This window comes from Arthrobacter sp. NPDC055138 (assembly GCF_053607305.1).
This window is the reverse complement of the sequence record NZ_JBSGTH010000001.1, coordinates 157,051-179,426: the sequence shown is the minus strand read 5'-3', so window position 1 is coordinate 179,426 and position 22,376 is coordinate 157,051. Positions and strand designations below refer to the sequence as shown.

The following is a 22,376-nucleotide window of genomic DNA, read 5'->3' as shown; positions in this document are numbered from 1 at the left end:
TCCGGCCCGGCGTACTGTAAAGTCGTATCTCGGCCCGCAAGGGCAGGGGGCGTATAGCTCAGGCGGTTAGAGCGCTTCGCTGATAACGAAGAGGTCCCAGGTTCAAGTCCTGGTACGCCCACGGATTTACCAATCCCACCGATTTCGGGAGGACACCGTGAAGAAGTTGCTGCTGTTGGCAGCCGCGGCTGCGGGCGTGTTCGCCTACAAGAAGTGGCAGGAATCCGAAGCGGAGAAATCCGCATGGAGTAAGGCGACCGACAAGGTCGACTGACTCCGTCTCGGCCGGACAGGTACCGGCCGAACCCTTCCGGGGGCATGGCGCAATTGGTAGCGCACCTGCTTTGCAAGCAGGGGGTTAGGGGTTCGAGTCCCCTTGCCTCCACCGGATAATGAGGCCCCGATCTGCGGATCGGGGCCTCATTGCATTTCGCACCGCTCTTTCGCCGGCGCATGGCGCGTGACCGCACCGCATCGCCCCTACGCTGAAGGGGTGATCATTTTCCTGGCCACGCTGGCCGTTCTCGGCATTTCAGCCTCCGGCCCCATCATGGCGGCCACTGCTGCGCCGGCCCTCGCCATCGCGTTCTGGCGGAACATGCTCGGAGCCGTGGTGATGGGCGTCCCGTCCGCCATCGGCCGCCGCCGCGAGTTCCGGCAACTAACGACGTCGGACGTTGGCTATAGCGCGCTGGCGGCGGTTGCGCTGGCGCTCCACTTTGCCTGCTTCATCACCGCGCTGCAGTTGACCTCCGTGGCGGCGGCGACCGCCCTGGTCTGCCTGCAGTCGGCATGGATCGTGCTTTTCAACAGGCTGCGCGGAATCAAGGCCTCGCGGCTGATCCTGTCCGGCGTCGGTCTCGCCTTCGTCGGGGTGCTGGTGATTTCCGGATTCGACCTGCAGCTCTCCGACGAGGCGCTCCTGGGCGACCTGCTTGCCCTGGTCGGTGGCGCTATGGCTGGAATTTACACGATGGCCGGAGGCCGGGTCCGGCGTCGGCTGTCCACCGGGCCGTACACCACCATCTGCTACGGTCTGTGCGCAGTGATCCTGCTGATCATGGCGCTGTCCTTCGGCCAGCCGTTGGTGGGGTTTCCGGCTGAGGCCTGGGTGGGGATCCTTGGCGTCACCGTTGTCGCGCAACTGCTGGGCCACTCGGTCTTTAACCATCTGCTGGCCGTTCTGAGCCCGCTGGTGGTGTCCATGTTCATCCTGCTGGAAATTCCCGGGGCGGCGCTTCTGGCAGCCATATTTCTGGGTGAGAGCCTGCCGTGGGGCACGTACATTGGGCTGGCCCTTATCCTGGCCGGCCTGGCCGCCGTCGTCCTCTCGCAGAATCGGCCCAGATTGGTTGCACCGGCGACCGCCCCGGAACCCACCGGTCCCGCGCCGGAATAGCCGGCTATAGCCCGCCGCGGGGGACGCGCAGCTGGGTTCGGGCTTGGTGGACCCGGCGCAGCAGCTTGGCCGGATAGTACACGGTCATGAAGATCAGCATCGGCACCCGAAGCACGCGGCGGTGGATCTTGTGGGCGCTGTACGTCCGCTCGAAGCGCGTGACGTAGTACCGGTAGTCCTTGGGCGAATCTTCCAAACGCCGGGCCGACATACCGCTGATCATTTCCGGCACGTACTGGATCCTGAGTGCGTGATCGGCTAAGTGCACGGAAATATCGATGTCCTCGTGCAGTTGGTCCTCTTCGTCGAGGCACACATGCTGGCTGATGATGTCCCAGGCTCCGCGCCGGATGGCCATATTGGATCCGAAGAGGAAGTGGTATTGCTTCTTGGCCAGCTTCAGGACAAAGCGGCGCATGCGGTCGTCTGCCTGCAGTCCGAAGCGGCGCATCGGCATGTCGTAGTACAGCACCGGACCGGTGCATGCCATGACTTCCGGGTCGGCGAAGGCCCGCTGCACCTGCTCGACCCAGTCGGGTTCCAGCACCGAATCCGCGTCAATCCTGCCCAAGATTTCCCCGCTGGCATGGTTGAAGCCGAAGTTGCGGGTGGGAATCAGGCCCTGCTCGGCATCTTGCCGGAGCAGGATCAGTGGAACGTCCGGATACTCGTCCTGCATGTTGCGGACCAGCTCCGCCGTCCCATCGGTGGATTTGTTGTCCACCACGATGATCTCCGACGGAGCCACCGACTGGCACAGCGCGGCGTAGATGCACTGGCGGATGACGGACTCTTCATTGAAAGCCGGAATGATGATAGAAACCCCTGGCGCGGCACTCTTCACGGCATGAATCTATCAGCCCTGTTCACTGCGGGCGGGGAGGCCCGGACCGTGCCTCGTCGGGCCGGAAACGGCGAATGGGAGCCCCCAATCCGGGAGCTCCCATTCGTTTGCTTAGGTTCGCTAGGATCTACTCCTTAACGTCCTTCTCTTCCGCCTTGTCTGCTGCTTCGGCGGCCTTCTGACCGGCCGACCGCGCCGAGCGGGAGGTGCCGTTGCCGGTGCCCTTGGCGCCGCCGGCCGCCGAACCCGATTGGCCCGTGGCAGTCGTGCCCGTTGCAGCATCTGTACCCGCGGTGTCCACAGCATGCTTGGCAGGTGCCGCAGCAGGAGTGGTTCCGGTCGTAGTCGCTGCAGTTGTTGGTGCCGCCTTGGAGGCGGTCGGTCCCGGCACCGGGGAGGCAGCCGGGGTGGTGGGCTGGACCGGTGTCTTCCACGGATCCTCGACGGGCCGGGCAGCGCGCCAGGCGGCCACCGCTGCCACGGCTGCGGCGGCGAGAATGCCGACGATCAGCCAACCCTTGCCGCCTCGGCCCTTATGCTGCTGCTTCAACTCCTTGGCGGCGGCCAGCTTGGCGCTCCCGGCAGCCGCCTTCTGGGCCTTGTTCAGCTTCTTGGCGGCCTGCTTGGCGCTTTCGGCGGCCGCCTTCTGGGCTCTCTTCAGGGCTCGTTTGGATCCGCCTGCCTTCTTCACAGCGGCCTGGACGGAGACGGGTACGGCCGTCTTGTCCAAGGTCCTGGCGACCTGGTCCGCGGTTGCGCCGAGCCGGGCGGAGACGGTCGGTATGTACTCGCCGACCACCTTGTCACGGGCATGCGTGATGGCGGGGGTCGCACGGTCAAGGGTGACCTGGATCCGCGGTGCCGCCTCGTCCATGGCCTGGGCAATCTTGGGTGCCAAGCTGTCCAACCCGCCCTGGATGCGCGGCGTCACTGTGGCCACGCCGTGGGAGAGGTCCTTGGCTGCGGTTCCAATACCTTTTTCGATCCGCGGGACGGCCCAGTTCAAAGCGGCTTCCACCTTGGGAGAGGCCCAGTCCTTCGCCGTTTCTACGGCGACCAAAACGTTGCCTTCTGCTTCGCGGGCTACTCGATCGGATTTCTTCACAACTACCTCCCGGAAATGGTGACGGTCGCTCATCAGCCTACTTCGTGTGGTTGGACACGGCTATGCCGGCAAAGGAATACGCAGGATTTTCACTCACCGCGGAACCGGCCACTGGCGGGCTCCGGCGCAAAACGGCGTGGAAGAATGGTGCCATGACTGCTATTGCAACCGCTAAGGCCACTATCCACACCAACCACGGCGACATCGTGGTGAATCTGTTCGGCAACCATGCCCCGAAGACCGTGAAGAACTTCGTGGGACTGGCCACCGGCGAGATCACTTGGAAGCACCCGCAAACCGGTGAAGAGACCAACGCTCCCCTCTACGACGGCGTCATCTTCCACCGCATCATCAAGGACTTCATGCTCCAGGGCGGAGACCCGCTGGGCCAGGGCATCGGCGGCCCGGGTTACCAGTTCGACGACGAGATCAACCCGGACCTTGACTTCAACGAGCCCTACAAGCTGGCCATGGCCAACGCAGGCATCCAGGGCGGCCGCGGCACCAACGGGTCGCAGTTCTTCATCACCACCGTTCCCACCACCTGGCTCCAGGGCAAGCACACGATCTTTGGCGACGTCACCGACGAGGCCTCGCGCGCCGTCGTCGATTCCCTCAATGCCGTGGCCACGGACATGCGTGACAAGCCGCTGGAAGATGTGGTCATCAAGAACATCACCGTAGAGCAGCTCTAAGTTTGCCTACCGTCCCCGCCCGGAGCACCGGGCGGGGACCAATGTCCCAGCAGGAGCGCCTCCATGTCCTACGGAATGCCGGCCGAACCGCCGCAGACCGATGTCCCAGTCTGCCCGCGGCATCCAGACCGCGTCTCCTATGTGCGCTGCCAGCGCTGCGGACGTCCGGCGTGCCCGGAGTGCCAGCGCACGGCTTCGGTAGGCATCCAGTGCGTCGATTGCGTCAGGGAAACCTCCCGGAGCACGCCGGCGGTCCGTACCGTCTACGGCGGAGCCGCGACGATGGGCCGGCCGGTGGTGACGCTGACCCTGATCGGCATCTGCGCCGTGGCTTATCTGCTGCAGTGGGTTATCCCGGGCTTCACCGAGCAGTTCTTGTATGCGCCGCTGTACACCCTTCCGAACCCGTACCTGCCGGCGGAACCGTGGCGAATGATCACCTCGGCTTTCCTGCATTCGCCGAACTTCCTGCTGCACATCGCCTTCAACCTCTACGCCCTGTGGATTCTGGGCCGGCACCTGGAGCCGCTGCTGGGGCGCCTGCGGTTCCTGGCGCTGTACCTGTTGTCCGGCTTCGGCGGATCGGTCGGCGTGCTTCTGCTGTCGGCGCCCAATGTTCCAGTGGTCGGCGCCTCCGGAGCGATCTTTGGACTCTTCGGCGCCTTGTTCATAGTGCAGCGGCAGCGTGGCGGCGAAGTGAGGTCGCTATTGGTGCTGATCGGCATTAACGCCGTGCTGGGGTTTGTGGTGGCCGGCATAGCCTGGCAGGCGCATCTGGGCGGCCTGCTGGTCGGAGCGCTGTCAGCAGTGGTCCTGGCCTACGCCCCCAGGGGGAAGAACCGGAACGTTGTGCAGTTCGCCGGACTCACAGCCATCTTCCTGGTCCTGGTAGCAGTGACGGCGCTGAAGGCCTTCGGCTGAGCAGTCCGGGTCCGCCAGAGGCGGGCAGGCACCGCGGCCACCCACGGATGCAGTGCCTGCCCGCCTTATTTTGTCCCCATCCTGTGGGTGCAACTGTGGAAAATTTCGATCTTCTGATCGTGGATAAACGTTTTTATCCACAGGCGTTGTCCACAGTGAGGATAAGTTACACACATGTAGTTCCACAGGTGTGGATAACGCGAATCCGGCGATGGAAGGGCAAAGCCGGGAATAATCCCCAAAGTTATACACCCTTGTGGATAACTTCGGTCTACACCTGTGAAAACGTGGACAACCTAGGCAGCATCCCCAGCAGGTTCGCATGCAATACCCCGCAGGGGCGACACAATCGGCGGGCAAAAGACACAAGCGGGCGTGCCAACCCGGCCGTCGGGTAATCTTAAAGATCCGGTCCCTGGCTCGACCAGCCAAGGGCTGCGCGGCCGTCCCGAACCCAGCTGACAGTCGAATCGAAGGTGCCGCGCCCCACGCGTTTTGCACGGCCTGCCGGGTCTCCTCGAGGACCTGCTCCTGTCAGCCTGTGCCCGGCCTGGCCACCCATGCGCCCTTCCGTGATGGGAAGGATCAACAGAAGGAAACACACGTGACTACCGAAACCGGCAACTCCGCACGAATCGATCTCACCAGCGAGGAAATCTTCAGCGCCCACGAGGGTGGCAAGCTGCAGATCGGCCTCACAGCCCCGCTGGAGACCAAGCGCGACCTTTCCATCGCCTACACCCCGGGAGTAGCCCAGGTCAGCCGTGCGATCAATACGGATCCTGAACTGGCACAGAAGTACACGTGGGCCTCACGTCTGGTGGCCGTCGTCTCCGACGGTACTGCGGTCCTGGGGCTGGGCAACATCGGTGCGGCCGCATCGCTGCCGGTGATGGAAGGAAAGGCCGCCCTCTTCAAGCAGTTCGCGGGGCTGGACTCGATTCCGCTGGTCCTGGAGACCACTGACGTCGACGAGATCATCGAGACCTTGGTACGGCTGCGTTCGAGCTTCGGTGCCGTGAACCTTGAGGACATTTCCGCGCCGCGCTGCTTCGAACTGGAAGCGCGGTTGATCGAAGCACTGGACATGCCGGTCATGCATGACGACCAGCACGGCACCGCCGTCGTCGCTCTGGCCGCCCTGACCAATGCCGCCAAGGTGGTCAATCGCGAGCTGTCCTCGCTCAAGGTGGTCATCTCCGGAGCGGGCGCCGCCGGCATCGCCGTCGCCGAGATCCTGCTGGCTGCCGGCATTGCGGATGTAACGCTGCTGGACTCACGCGGCATCATCCACAGCGACCGCGGCGACCTGACCGACATCAAGGCCGCCTACGCGGCCCGCACTAATCCACGCGGCACCACCGGCGGCAGCGCCCAAGCACTCGATGGAGCCGACGTTTTCATCGGCGTCTCCAGCGGCACGATCCCGGAAGAGACGCTGGAGAAGATGTCCGACGACGCCATCATCTTTGCGCTGTCCAACCCCGACCCGGAAGTGCACCCGGAGACCGCGGCCAAGTTCGCCAAGGTAGTAGCCACCGGCCGCAGCGACTTCCCCAACCAGATCAACAACGTGCTGGCCTTCCCGGGCATCTTCCGCGGCGCTCTGGATGCCGGTGCCCGCCGGATCACGTCCGCCATGAAGGTAGCAGCGGCCGACGCCATTGCCGGCATCGTCGGGGATGACCTTGCCGCGGACTACATCATTCCCAGCCCGCTGGATTCGCGGGTCGCTCCGGCGGTTACAGCCGCCGTGATGTCCGCCGTCGTTGAAGGCTGACCGCCCCAGTCGGTAGTTCGCCGCAGCCCTAACCGGCCAGGAGCCCGTTCCCGCATCCGGGAGCGGGCTCCACGCCTCTGGACCCGGTCAGCGGCCGGTCAGAGCCATTTGTTGTGTCTGAAGAACCAGTACAGTCCGAAGGCGGTCAGGACCATCAGGAACAAGGCGAAGGGGTAGCCCAGCGGCCAGTGAAGTTCGGGCATCGCCTTGAAGTTCATCCCATAGATCGCGGCCACCAGGGTCGGCGCGAAGAGAATGGCCGCCCAGGAGGAGATCCGCTTGACCTGCTCGTTTTGGGCGACGCTGGTTTCCGTGAGTTTCTGGGCCTGCAGCGTCGAGCTGAGGCTCAAGGCATTCTGCAGGACGGCCCGGAAGGCATTGACGCGCTCGTTCAGCCGGATCACGTGGTCCTGGACGTCGCGCAGTCCGCGGGCCACTTCCAGGTCCAGCGCGTGGTCCTCCGGGCCGCGGTGCAGGATGGAGATGATCCCCTCCAGCGGTTGGATGGCACGCTGGAACTCGATGACTTCGCGCAGCAGCTCGTAAATCCGCCGCGAAACGTTGGGGTCACCGCCGAAGAGTTGGTCCTCGATTTCGTCGACGTCATTCTCCAGGCCCAGCACCACCGGTTCGTACTCATCCACAACCTGGTCCACGATTGCGTAGAGCGCAGCCTGCGGGCCGGCGGCCAACAGTTCGGGTGCGGCTTCCATCCGATGCCGTACGCGCGACAGATCCGGCGATTCGGCGTGCCGGACGGTGATCAGGAAGTTCTGCCCCATGAAGGTGTGCAGTTCTCCGAACTCCACCTTCTCCGTCTCGTCGATGTAGCGGGCGGGCCGGAGCACGGCGAACAGCGTGCTGCCGTAGCGTTCCAGTTTGGCGCGTTGATGGCCGCGCAGGGCGTCTTCTACCGCCAGATAATGCAGATCGAACTCGGCGGCAACGGTGGCCAGTTCGGGCTCGCTTGGCCGGTAGAGGCCGATCCACACCATACCTCCGTACCGGCGCAGTTCGCTGAACGTCTGCTCCAGGCTTTCCGGGGTGGCGGCACGTACGCCGTCCACGTAGATGCCGTTATCGACCAGCACCACTGCCTACGAACGCCACCTGGTCGTCATCAGGAATCCGGCGATGGCGATGCCGAAACCAATCATGATGTTCCACGACCCTGCGGCGGGCAGCGGCCAGGCTCCCTGGGTGATGTAGAAAACGATGATCCACAGCAGGCCGATGATCATGAGGCCGAACATGACCGGCTTGAACCAGACAGCATTGGGCTGGTTGCCCTTGGCGGTCAACTCTTCGGGACGCCGTTCGGTCCTCTTGCGGCGCTTCGACTCGGGCACAGATCCTCCGGGGCATCAGGGGCGGTTAGCGTGGCCGGACCGGCTGCAGGCTCCCTTGCGAGTCCGCCGCCGCCGGGCCGTCTAGCTGTTTAGTCTAGCCAATCTGTGTGACGTTCGCCGCCGCGCATTTGCCGGGACCGCTGCCGCGGGCAGATCATAGTGGAGTGCTGCTGGTTGGCGCAGGGCTCCCGTCTCCGGATCGGGGCCGGCCGCCGGCTCCACCCGTCTCCCGTCCGCAATGACTCCACGATTGGCCCGATCGTCACATGAGCAAGTCCCCGCGCATCCTCGTCATCGATAACTATGACAGTTTTGTCTACACCCTGGTCGCCTACCTGCAGCAGCTGGGTGCGGAAACCACAGTGGTGCGGAACGACGACGTCACGCTGGATGAGGCGGTGGAACTGGCGGGGGCCCGCGACGGCGTCCTGGTCTCCCCCGGCCCCGGAACGCCGGCGGAAGCCGGCATCTGCATCGAGCTGATCCGCTGGTGCGGCCGGGAGGCGAAGCCGATGTTCGGTGTGTGCCTCGGTCATCAGGCGCTGGCCGAGGCCTATGGGGCCACCGTGACCCACGCTCCCGAACTGATGCACGGCAAGACGTCCGAGGTCACCCACCGCAACCAGAACGCCTTCGAGGGCGTGCCGAACCCGTTCACCGCCACCCGCTACCATTCGCTGGCAGCGGTGCGCAGCACCATCCCGGCCGAGCTCGAGATCACCGCGGAGACCGACAGCGGCGTGGTCATGGGCCTGGCCCACCGCAGCGCACCGCTGTGGGGGGTGCAGTTCCATCCCGAATCGGTGTTGACCGAAGGCGGCTACTTGATGCTGGGCAACTGGCTGGAATCGCTGGGCGCCGAGGGAACCGCTGAACTAGCGGCCACGCTCAGCCCGCTGATCTCCCACTGACCAGCCCGGCGCCGAAGACAGTCTCCGGCCGTCCCGGCGCCGCGCCGTTAGTCGTTGCCGCGGCCGTTCCCGGTGTCCGAGTTGTTCCCGTCCCCGCTGTCGCCGTCCCCGTCATTGCCGCGGTCATTGCCCTGATCCGATCCCTTGTCGGTTTCCGGCTCGGGCGAGGCAGGTTCGACCGCGACCGTGAGGACAATCTCGGTGCCTTGTTCGACGTTGGCGCCGGCCTTGACGCTTTGCCCGACGACGGTGCCTGCCTTGACCACTTCGTTCTCGACCTCTTCCACCCGGTAGGGCAGGGCGACGGCGGCATCATCGAGCATGGCTCCCGCGTCTTCGACGGTTTCGTCCACCATGTTGGGAACGCTGACCAATCCGTTCGACACGATCAGGTCCACGTTGGAACCGGTCTTCACCTTCTTGCCGGGAGCGGGCTTTGTGGTGACCACGTTGCCCCGCGGAAGGGTGGCACTGTTCGCCGGTTCGCTGTCCCCCGGCTCCAGACCCAGTTGCCGGAGCTTGTCCCGGACTTCGGCTTCAGTCCGGCCGGCCAGATTGTCGGGGATGGTGGTGAATTCGTTGCCTTGTGAGATGTAAACCAACACCTGGCTGCCCGGTTCCACCTGCTCACCGACTCCGGGGTTGGTGCGGGTCACCATCCCCTTCTCGACGTCGTTGCTGTACTCCAGTTCCACACGTGGCCTGAGGTCGCCCTCCCAAATGGCATTGGTGGCCGCATTTTCATCCAAACCTGCCACCGCAGGAACGGCAACGGTTTCCGGAGCGGCGTTCTGCACCAGCACGTTGTAGAGGTAATAGCCCCCGCCCACCAGCACCAGCAGGAGAGCGATCAACAGCGTCACAGTCCAGGCTCGGCGCTTTGCCCGGCGTTCGGGTTCGATGTCGTATTCATTGCCCACGGCCAGCGCGGCGGGCATCTGCTCACGGTCATAGGAGGCAGTGTGGGGAGCGCTGTCGTCCTCGAGCGTGTAATCCGAGGGGGACAGCGCCGAAGTCTGCTCAGACACCGCGTGCGCCTGCTGCGTGATCAGTTCAGTGGCCGGGGCCTGGGCCGGGAACGCTTCGGTTGCGGCACCTGCCGCCTGGTGGAGGACACCGTTCAAGGCCGCGCGCAGCGCTTCGGCAAATGCCGCGGCGGTCTGGTACCGGTCGGCTTTGTCCTTCTGCAGCGCATGCTCCAGCACGGAATCAAGCGCCGGTGTCACCTCCGGATTGAAGCGGCTGGCCGGTTCGGGAAGCTCACGGACATGCTGGTAAGCCACCGAGACCGGGCTGTCGCCGATAAAGGGGGGCCTGCCGGCAAGCATTTCGTAGAGCAGGCAGCCTGCCGAGTACAGGTCGCTGCGGGCGTCAACGGTTTCGCCGCGGGCCTGCTCCGGAGACAAGTACTGGGCGGTTCCCAGCACAGCCTGGGTCTGCGTCATCGTTGCTGCCGAGTCGGCCAGCGCCCGGGCAATGCCGAAGTCCATGACCTTGACGCTGCCGTCCGGCGTGACCATCACATTGGCGGGCTTGATGTCCCGGTGCACAATGCCCGAGCGGTGGCTGTATTCGAGCGCAGCAAGGATGCCGAGCGTGTAGCCGACCGAGTCATCTATGCCCAGCTCGTGGCCCCTGATGAACTCACGCAGCGTCCGGCCTTGGACGTACTCCATCACAATGAACGGGACCTTGACGTCGTGCGCCGCTCCCCCGGGCAAATCCATGTCGCCGGTGTCGTAGACGGCAACGATCGCCGGGTGGTTCAGACCGGCTACTGCCTGGGCTTCCCGCCGGAAGCGGGACTGCAACATCGGGTCGCGGGCAAGGTCGGCGCGCAGTTGCTTGATCGCCACCGAGCGACCCAAGCGGATGTCGCGGCCCAACAGCACGTCGGCCATGCCGCCGCGACCGATGAGTTCACCAACCTCGTAGCGGCCAGCCAGTATGCGCGGCGAGTCCACTGGTTGTCTTCCTTCCATCAGACCGACCGGGATCCGCTCATGGCTGACCAGCCTTATCGGGACCGGTCGTCGGCGGTGCCTTGGCCGCGGGTGTCTCGCTCTGGGTCGGTTCGGGCGTTTGCTCTGGTTGCTCGGGCCCACTGGAGAGGACGTAATTAACGACGGTTCCTGGCTGAACCTCGCCCGAATCCGGTGAGAGGCTGATGACGTTCCCGGCGGGTACGGTGTCGCTCGGCTCTTCGCCAGCCGGCTGCGGGACCAGGCCGAGGCCGATCAGGGCTTCGCGCACCTGCTGCTCGGACTGACCGGCCAGGCCGCCGGGAATGGTTACCTTCCCGGGGCCCGTGGAATACGTGACGGTGATCGCTTTGCCGACTTCCACCGTGCCGGTCGGCGAGATGTCAATGACGGTGTTTTCGGATTCGCTGCTTTCCACCGGGTCGGGGACCACTTGGTAACCCATGTTTTCGAGTTCCGAGCGGACGTCGCTGAACGGCCGGCCCAAGAACGAATTGGCCGACAGCTGGTTGGTCTCCACCGTCGGTGTTTCGCTTGGTGTCTCGCTCTGTGTCTCGGTCGGCGGGGCAGAAGTTGTCTTCGTGGACGACCGTGATGCTGAGCTGGAGGCGGACGAGGACGACTCGGCACCGCCGGTGGGCGTCAGCATGGGCAGCAGAATCGCTCCGGCCACGGCGAAAAGGACAAGCAGGATCAGGCCAATCAGTGGCCAGGTCCACGGGCTGCGCTTCTTCTGCTGGCGGCGCGGCGTCTCCTCCGGTTCGTCGCTGTCAAGATCCTCGTCGGTCCAGTTCCGTTCGGCGCCAAGGCCGGCGGCTTCGGCGCCGGCCACGGCCGGCAGCTGGGAGGTTCCGGCGCTGACCGCTTGGGTGGGAGCGGTTCCGGTGGTCGGCACCGGGGCGGTCATCAAACCGGTGCGGTCGTCCCCCTCGAACAGCAGCATGCCGGGAACGGCGGCCTCGGCGGCGCGGATGTCGCCGGCGCGGATGGCGTCGGCCGCCTCCGCAAGCTTTTCGGCGGTGGCGGGACGGTCGGCCGGGTCCTTGGCCAGCATCGACATCAGCAGTGCGCGGATCGGCCGCGGAAGCGACTCCGGCAGCGGCGGAGGAGTGTCGTTGACCTGGGCCAAGGCGATGGCGATCTGCGACTCACCGGAGAACGGCCGGGAACCGGAAAGGCACTCGTAACCGATTACACCCAGAGAATAGATATCGCTCTGCCCGGTGGCTGTTTGTCCGGTTGCCTGTTCGGGGGCGAGATACTGGGCGGTGCCCATGACCTGTCCGGTAGCGGTCAACGGAACCTGGTCCGCGAGCCGGGCAATGCCGAAATCGGTGATTTTCACCCGTCCCTCGGGCGTGATCAGCAGATTGCCGGGCTTGACGTCGCGGTGCACCAGTCCCTGGGCGTGGGCAACGGCAAGCGCCTTGGCCGTCTGGGTGATGATTGACAGCGTCCGGTCCGGCGAGAGCACCCGTTCCCGCTCGATGATGGCTGAGAGTGGGTGGCCCGGCACCAGTTCCATCACCAGATAGGCGGATCCGGCCTCTTCGCCGTAATCGAAGACGTTGGCGATGCCGATATGGTTCAGCAGCGCCGTGTGTCGGGCCTCGGCGCGAAAGCGGTTGAGGAAGCCCGGGTCCCCGGTGTACTCCTCCTTGAGGATCTTGATGGCGACGATGCGGCCCAGGACCTGGTCCTGTGCCTTCCAGACTTCACCCATGCCGCCGATGGCGATACGTTCAGTGAGCTGGTACCTGCCGCCTAATGTGATACCCGAGGTAGGTCTCACTTATTTAACACCGCCTCTAGGAGTTGCTTAGCACTTGTACTTGCGAGAGAAGAACCGGTAGCCACATCGACGTCTTCGAAGACCACTGATACGACAGCTTTGGGGTCGTCCGCCGGTGCGAAGCCGGTGAACCAGGAGTTGTTGCCTTCTTCGCCGGCCATAAGTTCCGCCGTGCCGGTCTTGCCAGCTACTTCCACGCCAGGGATCGCCGCGCGCCCGCCGATACCGCGGTCCACTACGTTGACCATCCAGTCCTGGATCAGCTTGGCGTTGTCGGCGGAAAGGGAACGCTGAAGCTCTTCGGGCTTCGGGCTGTCCATGACCCGCAGGTCGGGCGCACGGACCGTGCGGACCAGATTCGGCTTCATCAGCACGCCGTCGTTCGCAATGGCGGCAGACGTCATTGCCACCTGCAGCGGCGTCACGCGCACGTCGTACTGCCCGATGGCCGACTGGGCGAGCAGGTCATCGCTCATGCCGGTGGGGAACCGGCTGGCAGTGACGTGGGTGGGGATCTGGTAGGACTCGCCGTAGCCGAACTTAGCCGTCTGCTCCGCGATCGCGTCTTCACCCAGATCCATGGCGATCTGAGCGAACGGAGTGTTGCAGGACTGCTCCAGGGCAAAGGAGAAATCGGCGGTGGTTCGGGCGGCGCAGCCGCCGTTGACGTAGTTCGGCAGCTCAACGTTGGTGCCCGGAAGCTTCAGCGTGGGAGGGTTGTCCAGCTTGCTGTCGGCGTCGTACTTTCCGGACTCCAGCGCGGCTGCCGCTACCACCAGCTTGAAGACGGACCCGGGTGCCAGCAGGCTCTCGTTGGCCGCGTTGATGAACGGCGACAGGCCAGGCACCTCCTCCAGCCCCGCCATGTTCTGCGTAACCTCTTCGGTGTTGTGGCCGGCGAGCTCGTTCGGGTCGAAGCTGGGCTTGGACACCATCGCGAGGATGTTGCCGGTGTCCGGCTCCATCACGACGATTGAGCCCTTCACGCCGTCGGGCATCAGGTCCCAGGCCAGCTGCTGCAATTCGGCGTCCAGGGTCAGCTCCACTGACGCGCCTTCAACCTGGCCCCCCGAGAACATCTGCATGATCTGTTCGTAGAAGAACTCGTCGCCCGAGCCGGAGAGTTGGTCGTTCATCGCCGACTCCATCTGCGTGGAGGCATAAACCAGTGAGTAGAAGCCGGTGATCGGCGCATAGAGCTCGGGTTCGTTGTAGACCCGCTGGTAGGCAAACTCGTCGTCTGACGGAACCGACTCGGCGATGGGGTCGCCGTCCACCAGAATGGCGCCGCGGTTCTTGTCGAAGTCCTTATAGATCGTCCGGCTGTTCCAGGGGTTCGCGTTGAGGTTCTCGGCCTCAAAGAACTGCACCACCGTGAGCGATCCGAAGAGCAGCGCGAACATCGCGAGGGCGACGATCCAAGTATTGCGGATGGCCTGGTTCATGGCTGGATCACCTCCGTGGATCCGGTGTTCCGTTCGTCGGACTTGCTGCGGCGCCCCGGCCGGTCAGCCGGGGGACGGCTGCCGTTTGCCGGGCCGGTCATGGTGGGGCGGCGTGCCGCGTCGGAAATGAGCAGCAGCAGGGCAACGATCAGCCAGTTGGCCAGCAGCGAGGAGCCGCCGGCCGCTAGGAACGGTGTGGTCAGGCCGGTCAGCGGGATGAGCCGGGTGACGCCGCCGATCACTACGAAGCACTGCAGCGCCAACGTAAAGGAGAGCCCGGTGGCCAGCAGCTTGCCGAAGGCGTCGCGGCTGCCCAGGGCAGCGCGGATGCCGCGGCTGATCAGGAGGACATAGAGCATCACAATGGCGGAGAGACCGATCAGCCCGAGCTCTTCGCCGAGCGCGGCAATGATCATGTCGCTGTTGGCGAAGGTCACCAGGTCGGGGCGGCCCTGGCCGAGGCCGGTCCCGGTGAGCGCGCCGCTTGCCAGCCCGAACAGGCCTTGGACAATCTGGTGGCTGCCGCCGATCGCGTTGTAGACCTCCGGGTCGAAGGCCTTGATCCAGCTGTTGATGCGGTTGGTGACATGCGGGAAGAGCTGGAAAGCCACGAAGCCGCCCACGGCGATCATGAGCAGGCCGATGATGACCCAGCTGACCCGGCTGGTGGCCACGTAGATCATCGCCATGAACAGGCCGAAGAACAGGATGGAGGAACCCAAGTCACGCTGGAAGACCAGCACGCCGATGCTGACCAGCCAGGCTGCCAGCATGGGTCCCATATCCTGCCAGCGCGGCAGCTGCAGCGGACCGATTTTGCGGCCGGCCAGCAGGATGAGGTCCCGGTTGGTGGATAGATACCCGGCGAAGAATATAGCGAGCGTGATCTTGGCTATTTCGCCCGGCTGGAAGGTGGCGAATCCCAGATTGACCCAGATCCTGGCGCCGTTGACCTCCATGCCGACGAAGGGCAACAGCGGAAAGATGAGCAGGGCAGCGCTGGCGATCAGGGAAAGGTAAGTGAAGCGGCGCAGGACGCGATGGTCGCGCAACAGCCAGATCACAGCCACGACGACGGCGATGGCCACGCCGGTCCAGAACAGTTGGCGGGTTGCCGCGGAGTCGCCGGTGGCAATGTCCAGCCTATGGATCATCGCCAAGCCGATGCCGTTCAAGGCGGTCACGATCGGAAGTATTACCGGATCGGCATATTTGGCGCGGAGACGCAGCACCACATGCACCACGAGGACCAGCACGATCAGGGTGATGCCTTGAGTGAAGAAATCGCTGTCGAAGGCTCGGTCCTGGTCCAGTCCCACCAACATGTTGGCGCCGATGCCGACCACCAGCGCCAGCAGGAGCAGGAGGAGTTCGGTGTTGCGCCGCGAACGGGGCGCCGTCTGGATGTTACTCATGGCTTATCCACCTACACATTCCGGCGGCAGGGCGGCTCCCGGACTGGCAGCCGGACTCGGCGCGGCGCTCGGAGCGACGCTGGGCCGGTCCGTCGGTACGGCACTGGGGCTGGGACCCGGTTCGGGGCAGTTCCGCTGGCTGCTGATCCGCAGCTGCTCCACAATTTGCTCGGCATGCACCAGGTCCCGCGCGGAGATGCTCGAATTCAGCCGCTGCTGTTGATAGACGGGCAGGCTCTCCAGCGGGATGTTGTAGACCGTGTCCACATGCGATAGGTCAATCGGCCCGAAGTTCTGCGAGACGCCGTTGAAAATGGCCACCCGGCCCTCGGACGAGCCGACGAAGTACTGCGTCTGGGTCCACAGGTAGCCGAACCACAGCACGGCTACCAGCAGCAGCGACATGACGGTCAGGAACGCGGGGATCAGCCACGGCCTGCGGACCGGTGCGGAGGCTTCGACCTCGGATGCCTCGGGTTCCTCCGGGGCCTTATGGGTCAACAGCGCCGCGGCGCGCCGTTTGTTGGAATGGGCCGTGACGATCGGGATCTGTCCGGTTTCCGTGGCCAGGGCCGCCGCACCCACCAGCACGTGCGGCCGAGTTCCCAGCTCGCGCCGGATGGCGTCGGCGCGGATCGCCTCGTGTGGTTCCGCGGGTTCGCCCGGTACCTCGTCGCCAGCCGGGATGGCAGGGGCATCGTCCGAAGTGGCGCTCGTACCGGCCGCCGGCGCAGCGGGGGCAGGGGAGGCACCGCCGTCGTCGGCCGCCCCTGACTCCAGCGGGCGTTCCGGGGCGAGGTTCAGGGACGCGGTGTCGGTGGCCGCGGCCGGAGCCTCGGCCACTTCGATCATCACAATGGTCACGTTGTCCGGAGAACCGCCGTCGAGCGTGAGCTCCACGAGTTGGTCCACGGCGTCCTGCAGTGTGGCGGCGTTGCGCACCACGGACTCCACCACGCGGTCCGGCACTACCGCATTAAGCCCATCGGAGCAGAGCAGCCATTTCTCCCCCGGTTCGGCGTCGTGGCTGGCCAGATCGAGCTCTGGGCTGGCATCGACGTCGCCCAAGACGCGCATGAGCACATTGCGGTGCGGATGGATTTCGGCTTCTTCGGGGCGCAGCCGGCCCTCATCGATGAGCCGCTGGACGAAGGTGTGGTCAATGCTGACCTGCTCAAAGATGCCGTTCTTCAGCCGGTACGCCCGGGAGTCGCCGATGTGCGCGAATTCGAGCTTGTCGTCGTGCAGCAGCAGGGCCGTCACGGTGGTGCCCATGCCGGCCAGCTTGGGATCGGTCTGCACCAGCTCCGAGAGGATGGAATTGGCGGTCTGGATCTCGTCGGCCAGCACGGTGGCCGGCTCCTGGTGGTCCGCGCGGTCCAGATGGACCAGATCCAGCACGGTGGAAGCAGACGCTACGTCGCCGCCGGCATGGCCGCCCATGCCGTCGGCCACGACGGCAAGAAAACGGCCGGCGTAGGCGGAATCGTCGTTCTTGGAACGCGTCATGCCCACGTCAGACCGCGCTGCATAGCGCAGAACCAGAGCCACGGTCAGGGCCTCAACTCAATGACCGTCTTGCCGATCCGGATGGGAACGCCCGGGTCAACGGGCAGGGCGCGGGTCAGCTGGTTTTCGGCCAGATAAGTGCCGTTGGTGGAACCTAGGTCCTCGATGAACCAGCGGCTGCCCTGCGGAAAGAGGCGGGCATGGCGGCCGGAGGCGTAGTCGTCCTCCAGCACGAGCGTGGCTTCCTGGGCGCGCCCCAGCAAGATGGGGCTGGCGGCCAGCTCCAGCGAGTGACCGGCCAGCGGGCCTTCGGTGACCACCAGCCGGCGCGGAGCGGCCCTGGGTGCCGGGGCGGCTTCGGCCAGATCAGGATTCTTGCGCACTTCCCGCGCGGTGGGGCTGCCGGTACGGCTGCGCTTGCCGATCTGGAGGTCGCGGCGCAGGGCCGAGACGATGCTGATGATCATGATCCAGAGCAGGATCAGGAAACCGAACCGCAGAGCGGTGACAACAAGCTCCCCCATTAGGCCGCGCCGCCCCGTGTTGGCAGCAGGCGGAAGGTGATGCGGGTTCGGCCCATGGTGATGACGGATCCGTCCGTGAGGTCGGTCTGGCCAACGATCTTTTGGCCGTTGACGTAGCTGCCGTTGGTCGAGCCAAGGTCCACGGCCAGTGCGGAGCCGCCCTCGGTGCGGATCTCCAGATGGCGGCGGGAGACTCCGGTGTCGTCGACCATGATGTCGGCCTCGGCGGAACGGCCCAGCACAATAGAGGGCGCGTTGAGCGAGTACCGCTGGCCATTGATTTCGAGCACGGCCTGCAGCTGGGTGGGCTGCCGCGACGGTGCCGCGGGTGTGCTGCGTTGTGCCGGGCGCTGCTGGTGGCCGTCGGACTTCACCACCGTGGCCTGGACTTCGAATTCGCCGCCCTTGAGGGCGCCGTCTTTCGCGAAGGAAACGCGGACCGGGCCTTGCAGTGTGTACTTCTGGCTGTTCACGTGCCGGATCACCACGTCGCAGAGTTCTTCGGCCAGGGTTGCGCCCCATTGTTCTGCCATGGCGTAGTCGGAGTCGCCCAGCCTGACCTCGAAGACGTTCGGTGCCAGGGTGCGGCCCTGGGCCAAGGTGATGGAACCATTGTCCAGCTCACGGCGCAGGCGGCTGGCAATCTCCACCGGCTGCACCTGGCCTTTGCCGCCCACGGAGAAGGCGCCACGGACCATCTTTTCGATGCCGCGTTCCATGCTGTCCAGAATTCCCATCGGGCCGCCTCCTCCCTGTTGTCGTCCTGCATGCCTGCCTGCACGAAGCGGGCAGGGCACACCGGTCTGGCGATTCTTCCATTCGATACTACTTGTGCGTGTCCCAAAAGGCCCTATTCAGTAACGATTGCCCAAGGCGCGGCGGCGCGGCAACGTGGTGAACCTCACCAAAGGAAAGTGCGACGACGGCGGGTCCCGGCGGCGGCTCAGGCCCTCGGATCCGCGTGCCCGTGCGGCAAAGTGGGGGCTGGAACCCCCGATTGGGAATTTGGTCCTGTTTCACGCTACTATTGATCTCGCTGTTCTTGAGGAATGCGAACCGGGAAAAACGGTTCGACCCAACGGAACAGGCGAACTGCGCGCGAGTGGCGGAACGGCAGACGCGCTGGCTTCAGGTGCCAGTGTCCGAAAGGGCGTGGGGGTTCAAATCCCCCCTCGCGCACGCAGAGCAAGAGCCCCGGTCTTCGGACCGGGGCTCTTGCCGTTAACGCCCGCGTTGGACGACGCGGTTCGCTGTGCCGGACGGGGCTGATGCACCTATCCCCTGCTCGCGCGAGCGGCTAGTGTGCAAGCTGCACAGGGATTGAACCGCGGCCTAGGCCTGCAGGTACTTAAGCACGGCCAGCACGCGGCGATGGTCCCCGGGCGCCGCCGCTAGGCCCAGCTTGCCGAAGATGGCGGTGATGTTCTTTTCCACCGCGCCGGCGGACAAGAAGAGCCGTTCGGCGATCGCCACGTTGGTCCGGCCTTCGGCCATCAGCTCCAGCACTTGGCCTTCGCGCGGTGTGAGGGTATCCAGCCCCCGATGCCGCGTGGAGGATCGCATCAGCTGGGCGACCACCTCGGGATCCAGCACGGTTTCCCCAGCTCGGATCCGTTCCAACGAGTCCAGGAACGAGGACACTTCGGCGACCCGGTCCTTGAGCAGGTAGCCCACGCCGGCCGGGCGGTCGGCGAACAACCGGGCGGCGTAGCGGGTCTCCACGTATTGGGAGAAGACCAGGACGCCCACGGCCGGATGCGTCCGCCGAAGCTCCAGTGCTGCGCGGATGCCCTCATCGGTGTGCGTCGGCGGCATCCGGATGTCCACGATGGCCACGTCAGGGACCTCGGCCGCTACCGCCTCCAGCAGCGCCGCCGCATCGCTGACCGCAGCGGTGATGTGGTGGCCGCGGCCAGCCAGCAATTCGGCCAGGCCGGCGCGCAGGATGGCCGAGTCTTCGGCGATGGCGATCCTCACGGGCGCTCCGGATCCAACGGCAGGTCGATGGTGACGTTGGTTGGTCCGCCGGCCGGTGATTCGATCCGCAGCGTGCCGTCCACGGCGGCAACCCGCTCGGCGAGCCCGGCCAGGCCGGAGCGGTTTCCGCTGGGTGCCGGCCGGGAGAGTGCCGCGCCGCCGCGCCCGTCGTCGCCCACCTGCAGCTGAAGGCGGTTGCCAGCGGTGCGCACACTGATCCGGATCTGCCCGGCCCGGGCATGCTTGACCGCATTGGTCACCAATTCCATGGCGCAGAAGTATGCGGTGGCTTCCACGGCGGGTGCCGGGCGTGCGCCGATGTTGAGCACCAGCGATGTCCGCACGGGAGATTGCGCTGCCAGGGTCTCGAGGGCGGGGGCCAGTCCGTCGTTGAGGACGGGCGGATGGATGCCGCGGGCCAGGTCGCGCAGGTCCACCAAGGCGTCCTTGGCGGTGCCGTGCGCGCTCTCCAGCAGATGCGCCACCTCCGGCGCTGTGTCCTGGCCGGACAAGCGGTCACGGGCATCGCCCAGTTTCATGGCGATGGCCACCAGCTGCGCCTGCGTGCCATCGTGCAGGTCGCGTTCGATCTGCCGCAGCCTGGCATCGGAGTCTTCCACGGTGCGGTTGCGCGAATGCTCCACGTCCCGCAGCCGCAGGCTCGCCGCGGTGGGACCCAGTAGGCCGGCAGCCAAGACGGCCTGCAGCCGGGCGAAGCCGTGGTTCAACGCGGGCCACAGCAGCCAGAGGAATAAGGCGCCGATGGCCGCCAGCAGCAATTGCCGGGGCGGAGTGTCAAGGTAGTAATCCATGCCCAGCTGTGCGCCGCGGTGCCAGCTGCCGTCCGCGGCCTGCTGCAACGGCAGGTAGCGGTACCAGAACCAGTGCGTCAGTGCGCCGAGACCGGTGGCAAGGAAGGTAACGCTCACGCAGAAAGCCGTCACCGAAACCACTAACGACACCGCTTGGTGGGCGATGGCCCGCCAGCCGGCGGAATCTGCCAGGCCGCTGCGGATGAAGCCGAAGAAGCCGCGTTTCGGCCGGAACGGTACCGGCTCCGCCACGTGCTGCTGCAGCAGCGATGCCGCCAGTGACCGCTGCACGGTTCCCCAGTAGCGGGCCGCCGCAATCAGGGCCGCCGCCACCACCAGGCCGACGACCGTTACCGCCAGCGACGCTCCCAGCGAGACCGTGGCCACCGCGTAGGCAAAGCCGAAGGGCGCCAGCAGCAGAGCGGCGAAGTGGTAGAGGAACTCCCGCCAAGTCTGGCGCTGGAAGAGACCGGTTAGGAAGTGGTACGGTGCGGGGCTTTCAACCCGGCGGGTGCCAGCGGGTTCCGGCACGTGGAGGGCGGCATTCGAAGCCGCAATGTTCGTCATGAGTACAGCTTGCTACCTCGGTGCGGCCGGCAGAAGCAGGCGGGCCCCCGCTTCTTGCGGGGGTTAACCCCCGCATGGCGCGGTCGGAGTGCTTTTCCTCGGCCCGGTCAGGCCTGCTTGCCGGCTTCCCTTACGCGCTGCTCTTCCGCGCGCACGGCCGCGAAAGAAGCGCGCTCGGCAACCAGCCACTGGGGCGGGTCCTGCAGCAGCGCGGTGATTTCCGCCGTCGTCAGCGCTTCAGTAATGCCGCCGCGGGCCAGGCCGGAGATGGAGACGTTGAGCTTGCGGGCCACCTCGGGCCGCGGATGCGGGCCGTTGCGGCGCAGGTCGGCCAGCCAATGCGGCGGATCCGTCTGCAGCTTGTTGAACTCCTCGCGCGAAATCAGGCTGTCCTGGAACTCCTGCGGGGCCGCGGGCAGGTAAATGCCCAGTTTCTTGGCGGCCGTGGCCGGTTTCATGGACTGGGACGTTTTCGCGCTCATGAGCCCAGCCTATCCGCCCTGCGCTACGGTGATGAAGTGCAGGATGCAGACCACGAGCCGAAATCGCCGGCCCCGCCCGGACTCAAGGTTGGCTACGTCCCGGGGGTGACGCCGGGGAAGTGGACGCGCCGTTGGTCGGAGCGGCTGCCGGACGTCCCGCTGACCGCGTTCCAATGCGCGCAGGAGGAACAGACCACCATCCTGCGCGACGGCCGGGCAGACCTGAGCTTTGTGCGGTTGCCGGTGGACCGCGAGGGCCTGAGCGTCATCCCGCTGTATGCCGAACTGCCGGTGGTGGTTGCGCCGAAGGAACACGAGATCGCCCTGTACGACGACGAGGTGCCCTACCAGGAGATCGCGGGCGAGAACTTCCTGGACCCGGCGGAAATGGGCGGCGCCAAGACCGGCATCGAGGTGGTGGCCTCAGGTGCAGGGCTGATGATCCTGCCCATGTCCGTGGCCCGGCTCTACAACCGCAAGGACGTGGTCTACCGGACGGTCACCGACCAGCCCGAAACGCAGATTGGCATTGCTTGGCTGGCCGACCGGACGGACGCCGCCATCGAGGAGTTCATCGGGATTGTCCGGGGCCGCACGGCGCGCAGTTCCCGCCAGCCATCGGTGCAGGAACAGCAGGGGAACACCAAGGGCAAAAAGGCTGCCCAGAACGACGGCGGAGCCTCCGGCGCGGCGAAGGGCGCCAACGCGGGGAAGGGTTCCGGCTCGCGGCGCGAACGCACCTCCGGACCGGCGGCGGGCAAGCAATCCGGCCAGGGCAAGGGCAGGCCCGGCGGGGGACGGACGCCCAAGGGCCGCGGGCCGCGGCGCGGACGCCGGTAGCATCCGCCCGCGGCGTGCCGGGTTCAC

Annotated in this window: 21 protein-coding genes and 3 tRNA genes; 10 read left to right on the top strand and 14 right to left on the bottom strand. The window is 65.6% G+C overall.

Translation table 11 applies throughout. The features are described 5' to 3' along the window. Positions 1-47 precede the first annotated feature (47 nt). The 4 genes from ACWF5H_RS00900 to ACWF5H_RS00885 all read left to right on the top strand — a co-directional run bounded on the left by ACWF5H_RS00900 (position 48) and on the right by ACWF5H_RS00885 (position 1,399). A tRNA-Ile gene (locus tag ACWF5H_RS00900) sits at positions 48-121 on the top strand. A 36-nt stretch (positions 122-157) separates the two neighbouring features. Further along, positions 158-274 (top strand): DLW-39 family protein, encoded by a 117-nt coding sequence (locus ACWF5H_RS00895; RefSeq protein ID WP_353915299.1) that lies wholly within the window; start codon positions 158-160, stop codon positions 272-274. A gap of 38 nt (positions 275-312) precedes the next feature. Continuing rightward, positions 313-385 (top strand) — tRNA-Ala (locus tag ACWF5H_RS00890). Positions 386-493: 108 nt separating this feature from the next. After that, the gene (locus tag ACWF5H_RS00885; protein WP_452035295.1) at positions 494-1,399 is read left to right on the top strand and encodes a DMT family transporter; all 906 of its coding nucleotides are present in this window, start codon (positions 494-496) and stop codon (positions 1,397-1,399) included. Positions 1,400-1,403: 4 nt separating this feature from the next. Here ACWF5H_RS00885 and ACWF5H_RS00880 read toward each other — a convergent pair whose 3' ends face one another. Both ACWF5H_RS00880 and ACWF5H_RS00875 read right to left on the bottom strand, forming a co-directional pair. Next, positions 1,404-2,243, bottom strand: coding sequence for a glycosyltransferase (locus tag ACWF5H_RS00880; protein ID WP_452034227.1), 840 nt, complete (start codon positions 2,241-2,243; stop codon positions 1,404-1,406). A gap of 127 nt (positions 2,244-2,370) precedes the next feature. Continuing rightward, on the bottom strand, positions 2,371-3,381 hold the full coding sequence (locus ACWF5H_RS00875; RefSeq protein ID WP_452034225.1) for a hypothetical protein: 1,011 nt from the start codon (positions 3,379-3,381) through the stop codon (positions 2,371-2,373). A 119-nt stretch (positions 3,382-3,500) separates the two neighbouring features. On the opposite strand from ACWF5H_RS00875, the gene ACWF5H_RS00870 reads away from it, so the two are divergent. The 3 genes from ACWF5H_RS00870 to ACWF5H_RS00860 all read left to right on the top strand — a co-directional run bounded on the left by ACWF5H_RS00870 (position 3,501) and on the right by ACWF5H_RS00860 (position 6,744). Then, the gene (locus ACWF5H_RS00870; protein ID WP_127513194.1) at positions 3,501-4,043 is read left to right on the top strand and encodes a peptidylprolyl isomerase; all 543 of its coding nucleotides are present in this window, start codon (positions 3,501-3,503) and stop codon (positions 4,041-4,043) included. A gap of 63 nt (positions 4,044-4,106) precedes the next feature. Beyond that, entirely contained in the window at positions 4,107-4,964 is an 858-nt protein-coding gene (locus ACWF5H_RS00865; protein WP_452034224.1) for a rhomboid family intramembrane serine protease, read from the top strand. A gap of 604 nt (positions 4,965-5,568) precedes the next feature. Then, positions 5,569-6,744: an NAD(P)-dependent malic enzyme gene (locus ACWF5H_RS00860; RefSeq protein ID WP_364651811.1), complete on the top strand. Its 1,176-nt coding sequence runs from the start codon at positions 5,569-5,571 to the stop codon at positions 6,742-6,744. Positions 6,745-6,842: 98 nt separating this feature from the next. On the opposite strand, the gene ACWF5H_RS00855 is transcribed toward ACWF5H_RS00860, so the two are convergent. Both ACWF5H_RS00855 and ACWF5H_RS00850 read right to left on the bottom strand, forming a co-directional pair. Continuing rightward, positions 6,843-7,838, bottom strand: coding sequence for a magnesium and cobalt transport protein CorA (locus ACWF5H_RS00855; protein WP_452034222.1), 996 nt, complete (start codon positions 7,836-7,838; stop codon positions 6,843-6,845). A 3-nt stretch (positions 7,839-7,841) separates the two neighbouring features. Next, positions 7,842-8,093 carry a cell division protein CrgA gene (locus ACWF5H_RS00850; RefSeq protein WP_127513190.1) on the bottom strand — a complete coding sequence of 84 codons (252 nt, stop codon included), beginning with the start codon at positions 8,091-8,093 and terminating at the stop codon, positions 7,842-7,844. Positions 8,094-8,359: 266 nt separating this feature from the next. Between ACWF5H_RS00850 and ACWF5H_RS00845 the strand changes: the two genes are divergently transcribed. Next, the gene (locus tag ACWF5H_RS00845) at positions 8,360-9,004 is read left to right on the top strand and encodes an aminodeoxychorismate/anthranilate synthase component II (protein WP_452034221.1); all 645 of its coding nucleotides are present in this window, start codon (positions 8,360-8,362) and stop codon (positions 9,002-9,004) included. A gap of 47 nt (positions 9,005-9,051) precedes the next feature. On the opposite strand, the gene pknB is transcribed toward ACWF5H_RS00845, so the two are convergent. The 7 genes from pknB to ACWF5H_RS00810 are packed head-to-tail and all read right to left on the bottom strand — an operon-like array spanning position 9,052 to position 18,408. Then, positions 9,052-10,986 carry a Stk1 family PASTA domain-containing Ser/Thr kinase gene (pknB, locus tag ACWF5H_RS00840; protein WP_452034219.1) on the bottom strand — a complete coding sequence of 645 codons (1,935 nt, stop codon included), beginning with the start codon at positions 10,984-10,986 and terminating at the stop codon, positions 9,052-9,054. Positions 10,987-11,005: 19 nt separating this feature from the next. Continuing rightward, a complete protein-coding gene (locus tag ACWF5H_RS00835) occupies positions 11,006-12,778 on the bottom strand; it encodes a protein kinase domain-containing protein (RefSeq protein ID WP_452034218.1) in 1,773 nt (590 codons plus the stop codon). Continuing rightward, entirely contained in the window at positions 12,775-14,223 is a 1,449-nt protein-coding gene (locus ACWF5H_RS00830) for a peptidoglycan D,D-transpeptidase FtsI family protein (protein WP_364651802.1), read from the bottom strand. Before ACWF5H_RS00830 ends, ACWF5H_RS00835 begins: the two co-directional genes overlap by 4 nt. Then, positions 14,220-15,638 carry an FtsW/RodA/SpoVE family cell cycle protein gene (locus ACWF5H_RS00825; protein WP_452034217.1) on the bottom strand — a complete coding sequence of 473 codons (1,419 nt, stop codon included), beginning with the start codon at positions 15,636-15,638 and terminating at the stop codon, positions 14,220-14,222. The genes ACWF5H_RS00830 and ACWF5H_RS00825 overlap by 4 nt, the downstream gene beginning before the upstream one ends. Before the next feature lie 3 nt (positions 15,639-15,641). Beyond that, positions 15,642-17,189 (bottom strand): protein phosphatase 2C domain-containing protein, encoded by a 1,548-nt coding sequence (locus ACWF5H_RS00820; RefSeq protein ID WP_452034216.1) that lies wholly within the window; start codon positions 17,187-17,189, stop codon positions 15,642-15,644. Between the two features lie 2 nt (positions 17,190-17,191). Then, positions 17,192-17,671: an FHA domain-containing protein FhaB/FipA gene (locus ACWF5H_RS00815; RefSeq protein WP_127513184.1), complete on the bottom strand. Its 480-nt coding sequence runs from the start codon at positions 17,669-17,671 to the stop codon at positions 17,192-17,194. Beyond that, positions 17,671-18,408, bottom strand: coding sequence for an FhaA domain-containing protein (locus ACWF5H_RS00810; RefSeq protein ID WP_452034215.1), 738 nt, complete (start codon positions 18,406-18,408; stop codon positions 17,671-17,673). The genes ACWF5H_RS00815 and ACWF5H_RS00810 overlap by 1 nt, the downstream gene beginning before the upstream one ends. Positions 18,409-18,767: 359 nt before the next feature. Between ACWF5H_RS00810 and ACWF5H_RS00805 the strand changes: the two genes are divergently transcribed. Further along, positions 18,768-18,850, top strand: a tRNA-Leu gene (locus tag ACWF5H_RS00805). Positions 18,851-19,003: 153 nt separating this feature from the next. On the opposite strand, the gene ACWF5H_RS00800 is transcribed toward ACWF5H_RS00805, so the two are convergent. The 3 genes from ACWF5H_RS00800 to ACWF5H_RS00790 all read right to left on the bottom strand — a co-directional run bounded on the left by ACWF5H_RS00800 (position 19,004) and on the right by ACWF5H_RS00790 (position 21,509). Then, positions 19,004-19,648 carry a response regulator gene (locus ACWF5H_RS00800; RefSeq protein WP_452034214.1) on the bottom strand — a complete coding sequence of 215 codons (645 nt, stop codon included), beginning with the start codon at positions 19,646-19,648 and terminating at the stop codon, positions 19,004-19,006. Continuing rightward, positions 19,645-21,027, bottom strand: a complete 1,383-nt coding sequence (locus tag ACWF5H_RS00795; protein WP_452034212.1) for a sensor histidine kinase — start codon at positions 21,025-21,027, stop codon at positions 19,645-19,647. Before ACWF5H_RS00795 ends, ACWF5H_RS00800 begins: the two co-directional genes overlap by 4 nt. Before the next feature lie 107 nt (positions 21,028-21,134). Continuing rightward, positions 21,135-21,509 carry a DUF5997 family protein gene (locus ACWF5H_RS00790; RefSeq protein ID WP_452034211.1) on the bottom strand — a complete coding sequence of 125 codons (375 nt, stop codon included), beginning with the start codon at positions 21,507-21,509 and terminating at the stop codon, positions 21,135-21,137. A 36-nt stretch (positions 21,510-21,545) separates the two neighbouring features. Between ACWF5H_RS00790 and ACWF5H_RS00785 the strand changes: the two genes are divergently transcribed. After that, complete coding sequence (locus ACWF5H_RS00785; RefSeq protein WP_452034209.1) at positions 21,546-22,349, top strand: LysR family substrate-binding domain-containing protein; 804 nt, start codon at positions 21,546-21,548, stop codon at positions 22,347-22,349. The last annotated feature ends 27 nt before the right edge of the window (positions 22,350-22,376 follow it).

Coding starts and splice junctions, on each gene's coding strand:
- pknB (WP_452034219.1), bottom strand. CDS start 10,986: ATGGAAGGAAGACAACCAGTGGACTCGCCGCGCATACTGGCTGGCCGC.
- ACWF5H_RS00825 (WP_452034217.1), bottom strand. CDS start 15,638: ATGAGTAACATCCAGACGGCGCCCCGTTCGCGGCGCAACACCGAACTC.
- ACWF5H_RS00810 (WP_452034215.1), bottom strand. CDS start 18,408: ATGGGAATTCTGGACAGCATGGAACGCGGCATCGAAAAGATGGTCCGT.
- ACWF5H_RS00790 (WP_452034211.1), bottom strand. CDS start 21,509: ATGAGCGCGAAAACGTCCCAGTCCATGAAACCGGCCACGGCCGCCAAG.
- ACWF5H_RS00875 (WP_452034225.1), bottom strand. CDS start 3,381: ATGAGCGACCGTCACCATTTCCGGGAGGTAGTTGTGAAGAAATCCGAT.
- ACWF5H_RS00830 (WP_364651802.1), bottom strand. CDS start 14,223: ATGAACCAGGCCATCCGCAATACTTGGATCGTCGCCCTCGCGATGTTC.
- ACWF5H_RS00845 (WP_452034221.1), top strand. CDS start 8,360: ATGAGCAAGTCCCCGCGCATCCTCGTCATCGATAACTATGACAGTTTT.
- ACWF5H_RS00865 (WP_452034224.1), top strand. CDS start 4,107: ATGTCCTACGGAATGCCGGCCGAACCGCCGCAGACCGATGTCCCAGTC.
- ACWF5H_RS00870 (WP_127513194.1), top strand. CDS start 3,501: ATGACTGCTATTGCAACCGCTAAGGCCACTATCCACACCAACCACGGC.
- ACWF5H_RS00815 (WP_127513184.1), bottom strand. CDS start 17,671: ATGGGGGAGCTTGTTGTCACCGCTCTGCGGTTCGGTTTCCTGATCCTG.
- ACWF5H_RS00795 (WP_452034212.1), bottom strand. CDS start 21,027: ATGACGAACATTGCGGCTTCGAATGCCGCCCTCCACGTGCCGGAACCC.